Here is an 8,412-nt window from a genome sequence, read left to right on the forward strand (position 1 = left end):
TCCGGTACCGTTTCGCTGGAAGTGGAAGCCCGAGGACGCAAAAAGCATGGACGCTATTTAGGAATGGCTATACTAGACCACGGGTCTGACGCAAAGATTGGTCCAACCCCCGGCCCCCTCGCGGGGCCCCCGCTGAAGCTCGGATCAACATCTGGGGTGTACGAGCCCGCGTAAGTCAGGAGGAGCCACTCAGGACATGGGGTACCGCATCCATGGAATTGGTAGTGGTTGGCAGGCATAATACGCCGTAATGCCTGCGCGTGTTCCCTCTGGGCGTCTGCTGATATTTGTCCCCAAAAACAAACTGTTGACAAGTCCAATAACATCTTTGCACCCGGCAAAAAACTCGCAAGAGCCTCATCCAAAGAGTATTAGCTCGTTTAGATGAGACTCCGCATGTTCGTTTGCGCTATCCAAGATGTGGGTAATGATTAGCCCGCTGGGGACAGCCTCTTTTTTATGATCCGAAGCGTCGACGGTTTATCTCTTGGTAATTCTTCGGGTTTCCAAGAACAGCGGACCGCTGACCTGTCGCGATTAGTGACGGGGTCTGTACAGAAGTCGCCACCACCCGAGCGCATTACCCAGCCGAATGACGGCAGCGATGCAGACGAGCCCCATCACAATCGTCAGGACTCGCCCTGAGGAGGTATTGGTGCTCCACCGCATTAGATTCATCCCGCCGAAATAGGCCGCGCCAATTGCCACGACCGCCCAGATGACCACATACGACCATGCGATGGTTCCTTTCACGGTCATCCCTCCCTGCGTTTACGGTATATTAGCATAAATCCCCACCGGAATCGGGTTTCCCAGCACGAAGTTGAGATGGACGCCATAATAGCCGCCCCGCGCATTCGTCGAACTGATCTGGTTGGCGTAGGCACCGATGACCAGCGATCCCAATCCCGCAATCCACGAGCCCTCCCAGGAAAACAGGGACGCTATGCCGGCGCCTGAGGCGATCGCATTCAAATTTCGGACCAAGTTCTTGGTCGCGCTATTGTTCGCCATTTTCGAGTTGCCCCACCAAAAGTATACGGTGTACCAATACGGCGTACGAGCGATATACCAGGTGTAATCTAACCCATAGGTGCTGAGGGGCCGCAAGGTGATGGCCGCCTGCGGGGTGGAGGCCAGACTGTACGGCCTGGCGGCGCCGATAATGGGGCGAATTTGCCCGGACGCTATTTTCTGATCATATGCCCGGATGGCCTGTTGGGTCCATGCGATTTCGGGACCGGTTAAGCCTGCTTGCCGGAGAACGGGCACCGATACCGAGACTGTCCCGTTGGGTGCCTGGGCAAGGTGCGCATTGACGGTGTTAATGGTGGTTTGCAATTGTGTAAGTGACAAGGGAAACGACGACGGCGGAGCGCCCGCCCCGGGGCCAACCACGGGTGCATTTACTGGCGGCTGGGGAATGCTCGTAACCGGCGCTAACCGTAGGGATCGGGGAAGCGCTGCCGCTTGCGATATGCCGTCCGCTAAGATAGGTAGTGTGAACACGGCCAGGGCCGCGATGGTCGACGTGATCTTTTTAATCATTCCACATTCCTCCTCGCGGTTCAATTCACCGCGTGACGCCTTTTTCCTGCGCATAAACGAATTACTCCGACGCCACCCTATCCGAGTTCGGCAACCACAAAGCCATTCCTTCCAGCCCTTGTGATTTATTCCCGACATGATGCGACAAATGTTCGAGGTCTGGGCCGATGGTGAGGATGGGCACCGCCCCTTGATGACCGAACTGGAAAAAGATAATTCTGTTGGAAATCCGCTGTTTTGCTTTGCCGCACTAGATGCCGACGAACGACTGCAACTGCTGCTCGTGGACTCCCTGGATGTGGAGAACGTTGGCTATCCACTCGACGGTATTGATTATCGGATTTGGACCGAGGTGGTTTTAGAGCGGCTGGCCCCCGAACGCCTCCGAATTACATTTGGTCGGGTCAGCCAGGGGAAGAGCGGCGAACTAGCGGAATGGTTGACACGCAAGGGGTTGACGCTTGAGCAATTGGCTATTTTATAAGCCCGAACGTGGCGTCATGGCCCTGCGATACCCGCAGGGCCTTTTTTGTCTACGAGGTGAGATGCCATGACCGTTGACGCGATTCTTACGGAAATGCGCCGTCGTCGTCAGTCCATTCATACCACGCGGGCTGACATCGACCGGATTACGGAAGCCCGCCGTACCGGTCGCTGGGAGCGGGTCTATCGGAGCCGCCTGTATCGGATCCACAGTGCCGAATACTGCGAGCTGTTGGAGGTCGCCGCACGCGGGGTCCCTGGTTAGTGTCTACGTCCGGCAGCATACGCTGCCGCGATTTGCAGGCATCGCCGACATGCGGGCTCTTTGGGGTTCACACGCAAGGTGCTCCGTTTAAGCACGATGGACGGGGATTTTAATGTCGTGAGCGCCCGGCACTCGGCCGTCCACAAGGTCGGCGAGTGATCGTAGGCCAGATGCCACGTGTTGGTCCCGAAAGCTTGGGCCCACTGCCGTTTTCTCATGGTCGTGCGCCTCCTCGGTGGGGTTGGGTCGATCCCCGAACGGCCTCGCCGTTGACTCCATCATACCGTATTGCCAGGCGTCGGGGCTGTCTCAAAAGGTATGTCAGCAGTGATGCCGTCCCTAAAATGTGTCCGTTTTACCCGGGGCAGTGGAGGAAGTTGTTCACGTACCTCCCTGTTTTGAGGGGTCAAGTGGGAGAAAATTTTAGGGCCAAAGCCTTTTGAGACAGCCCCGTTGGCGTTTTTGAGGAGGTGTTTAACGATGAACCGCACGCGCGTGTTTGCCTTGGTCGTGACGGCGACGACCGAGGACGCGAACTTCCTTGAATCTGATGATCTATCTGAAGTCGCCACCGTGATGTCGGCCGCGCTGGCCCGCGGTGTCGAGTCACTGGAGGACCTCACGCTATACGAAATTCTTGCTAGCGACGGGCCCGATTCAACAGTGTGGGCCGAGATTCAGGACGATGCTCGCCAGCAACTCAACGCTCTTCAGAAAGGGGAGTCTTAGGATGTCCGTCTTTATTCCGGTGTATCGGCTGCAACTGGTTCGTGACGCCAATTTTCGAACGGAGGCCAAGCAAATTCGCGAGCCGCGCGACGTCGCCGCCATTCTGTCGGCCTATCTCGCAGGGGCGGATCGCGAACACTTCGTGGTCCTGACGCTCGACACCAAGGGGCGCGTGACGGGGCTGCATACAGCGGCCGTCGGTACCCTGGACAACGTTGACGTGCACCCGCGCGACGTCTTTAAATTCGCCATCGCCATGAACGCCTTTGCGATAATCGTGGGACATGTCCATCCCTCGGGGGATCCCGAGCCCAGTCGCCAAGATCGGGCCATCACCCGTCGCTTAATCGAAGCGGGCGATCTTCTGGGAATTCCGCTCTGGGACCATCTGGTGATTGGCGACAATGGCTCCTCCTATGTCAGTCTGACCCAGGGCGTGTCGCATTCGGCGCGGTCGGTTGTGGCTGAATTTCGCTAAGGGAGCTTCCGCCCGGATTATCCTGATGCCGCCCCGCGCCCCGCGGGGCTTTTTTTTATTCATTCTAATCAAAGGATGTGATGGGTTTGTCACTCGCCTTGCACGGTCAATTTCTCAGTATCGAACGGGAGTTGAATCAGTCTCACTTGGAGCGTCCGGATGTCGTGCGCAGCCTCTTGGTCGCCCTTTTGGCTCGGCAGCACGTGATTCTCTTGGGACCGCCGGGAACCGGCAAGTCGCGGTTGGTGCGGGACTTGTGTCAGCGCATTGTGGGCCGCTTCTTCGAGTGGCAGTTGACCCGGATGTCGACCCCCGAAGAAATCTTTGGCCCCATCTCGCTCCAAGGGCTTCAGCAAGACCGCTACCGTCGGATTGCCACTGGGAAGTTGCCCGAGGCGGAGATCGCGTACCTCGATGAAACCTTCAAGGCCTCGTCGGCCATCTTAAACACCTTGCTCGCGGCCATGAACGAGCGGATCTTCTTCAACGATGGGCAAGCCATCCCGATGCCGCTCGAGATGCTGGTGGGCGCGTCCAACGAGCTTCCGGAGGACCGGGAGGAACTGGGCGCACTCTGGGACCGGTTTCTGATTCGCCACGTGGTCGACTATGTGAAGGACCCGGCATCGTTCGCGGCGTTACTGCAAGCGCCGGCGCATCCGGCGGCGCAGACGACCATCACGCTTTCCGACTTGAAGGCGGCGCAACAAGCCGTCGAGACGGTCGATGTGTTGGGCGTGTTGCCGCTGTTGGGACAGCTTCGGACCGAGTTGGCGAAGCTCGGGGTGATCGCGTCGGACCGCCGGTGGCGGCAAAGCGTCGGGATTGTGCAGGCCAACGCCTGGATGAATGGGCACACGGTGGCCGATGCCGGCGACGTGACGATTCTGCAGCATGTGCTCTGGGATGAGCCCGACCAGCGGCTCGCGGTCGCGAAGGCGGTGCTCACCCTGATTAGCCCGTTTGACCAAGAGGCCCAGGACATTCTTGACGACGCCAAGGATGTCTATATAAAAGCCGTTGGGGCCCCGCCAGACGCGGAGAATGATGCGCATCAGTACGAGGCGATCCTCCAGGCGAGCCAGCTGCTCAACACCGCGGGCAAGCGCTTGGGCGCGATCGCCAAGAAAGCCCGAGAGGCCGGAAAGTCTACCGCACAAATCCGCGAAAACATGGCGCAGGTCCAGGCGTGGCATCACGATATTATGGTCAATCATCTCGGGATGAAAGAGGAAATCGAAGTTTAGCCGCGTCTGGCTGGCCGGGGCGCTCCCCCGGCCGCGCCTTCGGGCACATGGACAAAGGAGGCGATTCCCGTGAGTGTCGAGGATCTGTCGTTCGTAAACCGTTTTCTTGATGACACCCCACGATCTCCGCAACATATCGACGGGCCCCGGGCCGACCGATTCGCGTGGGAGGACGTCAGCGAGAAATCCCAAGCGATTCAGGACTTGATCCAAGCCCACAAGCGCTGGCCGGCCTTTCCGGCGCTCTTGCAGGATACATTTCAGGTGTTTTACAAAATGAATCCCACTTTGCGGGATCCGGAACGGGTGGATCCCGCCAGCGCCGAGAATCGCCCGTATGTCGAACAGATTCTCCAGGAACCGGCGACGCAGCAGACGCGCACGCAAACGCAGCTGGACGAATTGGCCTCAGCCGTCGCGACGCTGGCGGCCGGCAAGAAATTCGCCGAACAGATCGCGGCGAATCCGGAACTTGACCAGGCCATACAGCAAAAGACGCCGCCGCCACCGCAAATCCAAGGGGCGCTGGCGAAAGCCACGCGCCGGGCCATGCAAGCGGCCGGCGACGAAGCCCAAGACCTGCAGAGTCAGCTGATTAGCTGGGGTCTCGATGCCGCTCAACTGCAAACGATGCCGCTGGGGGAGCGGTTGGCGATGGCGCACGATTTGATGCAACCGAAGTTTCGCCAGGTGGCGGACTTGATTGGCCGCCTGCGCAACCTAGCGCGGGCTCGTCAGGGCGGCTCGCTCCGCCACCTCCGCGACAAGCTCTATCGCGTCACCCAGGGTAACGACTTGAGTCGGGTCCTGCCGGTCGAGATTTCGGCGCTAAATGACCCGCTCCGTCAGCTCGACTTTGGCCGCCGGTTTCTCGAAGGCCAACTGGCCCAGTACGACGTGCGGCCCATTCAACGGGAAGGGCGCGGCCCCATCCTCTGCGCCATTGACTGCTCCGGCTCGATGCATGGCGCGCGCATGGAATGGGCGGCCGCGGTGGGCTTGGGCTTGATGGATACCGCGCGGCGACAGAAGCGGGACTTCGGCGGGGTCTTCTTCAACGGGGATCTAGTGGCGGAGTTCGTCTTCCCCAAAGGGAAAGCGTCGCCGCAGGACATCCTGAAATTTGCGCAGGTTGGCGCCAGCGGCGGGACCAGTTTCGAACCCCCGCTGACGTGGGCGATGAATCAGCTGGAAACCCAGCGCTTCAAGAACGCGGACATCACGTTCATTACCGATGGGGCCTCCCGCGTCGGCGACGGCTTCTATCGCGACCTGATGGCGAAGAAGCGAGCGTGGGGCTTTCGCATCTTCTCTATTCTGATTGGCGGGGTGGGGGAGGAATTGCTCGGTTGGTCGGATCGGGTCTGGGGCTTGGCTGGGAGTCCCGACGACAATGCGGCGGGCGACGTGTTCGCCGAGTTGGTCGCGATGTAGGAGGCGGGGGCGCTGGCCCCCGGTTTAGCCCGCTTATTCGTAGGTTGAGTGTCCCACGCTAAGAAATAACCCAGAACCCCGTCCGTCGCGGCGGGGTTTTTGTGCCGCAAAATCCCGAGTGGGGCGAGTAACGACACGTGTCATTGAATGGTTGTCGCGATTGTAGTATTATCAAGTTACCGAAAGCTTCAAGGCGAATAGTCACCCTGTGTGTGTGCGTGGCCGATCGGTCTAGCCTTGAAGCTTGCTCTTTTCAAGTCCCCAAGGCGAATAGTCACCCTGTGTGTGTGCGTGGCCGATCGGTCTAGCCTTGCGGCCTGTATTCTTCAGCGGAAGTCCCATACATCTTGTTTCTGATGCTGAATCAGCCGATAAAAGCGTGCATCGCCCTGGGTCACCTTGCGGTATAAGGCGCCGCTGTACATATCGGCCAGTTGGATGAGTGTGTTTTCCTTCCAATCCTTTTGCCTGATGGCCAGCAGTTTATGTTGGTTATGCACGCTCATAGACCGTCTCAAGTAAGACGCCAAGGCATTGCGCCATTGTTTATTCCCTTTCTTGTCAATGAAGAGTTTGGCCTGCGTGATGACGCCGCCATCATGGTCCAACACCAGTCGGGTGATGTAATTATAGAAGGCATCGCTGTTCGTCTTGAGAAACTCGGTGTAGATGAGTCCTTTGGGGATCACGATGGCACGAAACGTGATTGGATGACGAGCTGTCATCGACAAAAATACTTCGCGGATATTATCTGGTGTCTTGGAGAAGTGAAATTCTCTCTGCCATCGGAGGTCCTGACGGAGCATATCGATATCCTCCCGGATGGCTTCTGCAAGGGAAGTGTCCTTAACCAATACCAGCATGATGACGAAATAAGCCGATGATCCTTGACCCAACTTAAATCCAGTATCTCCTGATTCGTCCATGAAGATTAACATTCGGACCACCTTTCGTGTTGCTTGCCATTATAACAAGACATGCGCCCCGTCTCGGGGCGCGACACCTTCCTCATCTTTACGAGGGAGGCTGTAATTATGAGTCACCTTGTCACGTTTGTGCTGGTTCCTAAGGATTCGCAGGGCGTCGAGGGAACGGTTGAATCCCTGCTGGCACCCTACAACGAAGAGATCACCGTTGCGCCGTATGAAACCGACTGCTACTGCATTGGCGGAATCGCACGCCATGCCGGGGTGCAAGCGGCTGACCGCGAGGTCGCCCCGATGGAGGACTTACGGACCCGCTACCGGAACTTGCCGGCAGAAGAGCGGCCGACCTGGGAAACATGGACGGCCGATTGGACCGCTGTCGCGGATCGCACCAAGCAAGCCCACCCGCTTTATCGGAAGCCCGATCCCCAGTGCGAGGATTGCCACGGGTCCGGCCAGCGCATGACGACCTACAATCCGGATTCCCAATGGGACTGGTGGACCATCGGCGGCCGCTGGGATGGATGGCTGAGCCGGAGCAACCGGCTCAAGGCCAAGACGGCAGCGGCTAAGGGCAAGGCGCCCTTTGCCATCGTTACGCCGGACGGCCAATGGCATGAGAAGGGCCGCATGGGCTGGTGGGGCATGACCTCGAACGAGAAAGAGGACGAGGCCTGGGCCGACGAAGTCCAGCGTCTGTTGCTCGCGCACCCCGATGCCTTAGCGGTCGCGTGTGATTTGCACATCTGAGGCGCCCCGTCGGGCGCCTCTATCTGTTGGGAGGTGAGGAGTTGAACGACGTTGTGATTATCCTGATTCCATACACCGAGCAGGAAGGCGACACGGCCGAGATGTGGATCGGTCGCTACGACAAGACCGCCTATGCTCACGTGGATATTCCGCTCCTCGCTCTGGCGGACTTCGCCGGCCGGGATATGCGCGACCCCGAAGGCATCCAAGAGCACTGTGACGGATGGAATGCCGACCGGATTTTGCTTCCGACAGACGAGACGCCTCCTCGATGGACGGCCTATACGATTGCCAGTGTGCTGTTGGGAAAGCTGGTTGAGGTTTAGTGGGCCCGACGATGACGGACGACTTATTACGCGAGCCGGTAATTTCCGGACGTCGGGGCGTCGGGAACGCTCCACCATGAGGAGGGACAAGCATGAGCAACCAAGCCCAAGCCCAGTACGTTCGGATTAGCTATCTCAACGGTGCGGGAGAAGACGTGGGTACTGAATACGGTCTCGTCGTACGGGATGCGACCGAGGATACGCTGCTAAACCTCTGGGATTCCTT

The 8,412-nt window shown here is 58.6% G+C and carries 12 protein-coding genes; 8 read left to right on the forward strand and 4 right to left on the reverse strand.

The features are described from left to right. Positions 1-537 precede the first annotated feature (537 nt). Together HIJ39_RS19970 and HIJ39_RS19975 are read right to left on the reverse strand one after the other, a co-directional pair. Complete coding sequence (locus tag HIJ39_RS19970; protein WP_169102804.1) at positions 538-753, reverse strand: hypothetical protein; 216 nt, start codon at positions 751-753, stop codon at positions 538-540. 18 nt (positions 754-771) lie between these two features. After that, entirely contained in the window at positions 772-1,548 is a 777-nt protein-coding gene (locus tag HIJ39_RS19975) for a hypothetical protein (RefSeq protein ID WP_169102805.1), read from the reverse strand. Between the two features lie 148 nt (positions 1,549-1,696). On the opposite strand from HIJ39_RS19975, the gene HIJ39_RS19980 reads away from it, so the two are divergent. Together HIJ39_RS19980 and HIJ39_RS19985 are read left to right on the forward strand one after the other, a co-directional pair. Then, on the forward strand, positions 1,697-2,032 hold the full coding sequence (locus HIJ39_RS19980; RefSeq protein WP_169102806.1) for a hypothetical protein: 336 nt from the start codon (positions 1,697-1,699) through the stop codon (positions 2,030-2,032). Positions 2,033-2,098: 66 nt separating this feature from the next. Next, positions 2,099-2,296 (forward strand): hypothetical protein, encoded by a 198-nt coding sequence (locus HIJ39_RS19985; protein ID WP_169102807.1) that lies wholly within the window; start codon positions 2,099-2,101, stop codon positions 2,294-2,296. Here HIJ39_RS19985 and HIJ39_RS19990 read toward each other — a convergent pair. After that, on the reverse strand, positions 2,293-2,514 hold the full coding sequence (locus HIJ39_RS19990) for a hypothetical protein (RefSeq protein ID WP_169102808.1): 222 nt from the start codon (positions 2,512-2,514) through the stop codon (positions 2,293-2,295). The two genes, HIJ39_RS19985 and HIJ39_RS19990, sit on opposite strands and share 4 nt — an antisense overlap. Before the next feature lie 262 nt (positions 2,515-2,776). On the opposite strand from HIJ39_RS19990, the gene HIJ39_RS19995 reads away from it, so the two are divergent. From HIJ39_RS19995 to HIJ39_RS20010, 4 genes are all read left to right on the forward strand, one after another. Then, positions 2,777-3,025: a hypothetical protein gene (locus HIJ39_RS19995; RefSeq protein ID WP_169102809.1), complete on the forward strand. Its 249-nt coding sequence runs from the start codon at positions 2,777-2,779 to the stop codon at positions 3,023-3,025. 1 nt (position 3,026) lies between these two features. Next, complete coding sequence (locus HIJ39_RS20000) at positions 3,027-3,503, forward strand: JAB domain-containing protein (RefSeq protein WP_169102810.1); 477 nt, start codon at positions 3,027-3,029, stop codon at positions 3,501-3,503. Positions 3,504-3,583: 80 nt separating this feature from the next. Next, the gene (locus HIJ39_RS20005) at positions 3,584-4,750 is read left to right on the forward strand and encodes an AAA family ATPase (RefSeq protein WP_207711808.1); all 1,167 of its coding nucleotides are present in this window, start codon (positions 3,584-3,586) and stop codon (positions 4,748-4,750) included. Positions 4,751-4,819: 69 nt separating this feature from the next. Beyond that, entirely contained in the window at positions 4,820-6,184 is a 1,365-nt protein-coding gene (locus HIJ39_RS20010; protein ID WP_169102812.1) for a vWA domain-containing protein, read from the forward strand. A gap of 326 nt (positions 6,185-6,510) precedes the next feature. On the opposite strand, the gene HIJ39_RS20015 is transcribed toward HIJ39_RS20010, so the two are convergent. Continuing rightward, entirely contained in the window at positions 6,511-7,122 is a 612-nt protein-coding gene (locus HIJ39_RS20015; RefSeq protein ID WP_169102813.1) for a DUF3800 domain-containing protein, read from the reverse strand. Between the two features lie 96 nt (positions 7,123-7,218). Here HIJ39_RS20015 and HIJ39_RS20020 point away from each other — a divergent pair, with 96 nt between their 5' ends. Both HIJ39_RS20020 and HIJ39_RS20025 read left to right on the forward strand, forming a co-directional pair. After that, a complete protein-coding gene (locus HIJ39_RS20020; protein WP_169102814.1) occupies positions 7,219-7,860 on the forward strand; it encodes a hypothetical protein in 642 nt (213 codons plus the stop codon). Positions 7,861-7,901: 41 nt separating this feature from the next. After that, entirely contained in the window at positions 7,902-8,186 is a 285-nt protein-coding gene (locus HIJ39_RS20025) for a hypothetical protein (protein ID WP_169102815.1), read from the forward strand. The last annotated feature ends 226 nt before the right edge of the window (positions 8,187-8,412 follow it).

This window comes from Sulfobacillus harzensis (assembly GCF_012933365.1).
Classification (GTDB): domain Bacteria; phylum Bacillota; class Sulfobacillia; order Sulfobacillales; family Sulfobacillaceae; genus Sulfobacillus_B; species Sulfobacillus_B harzensis.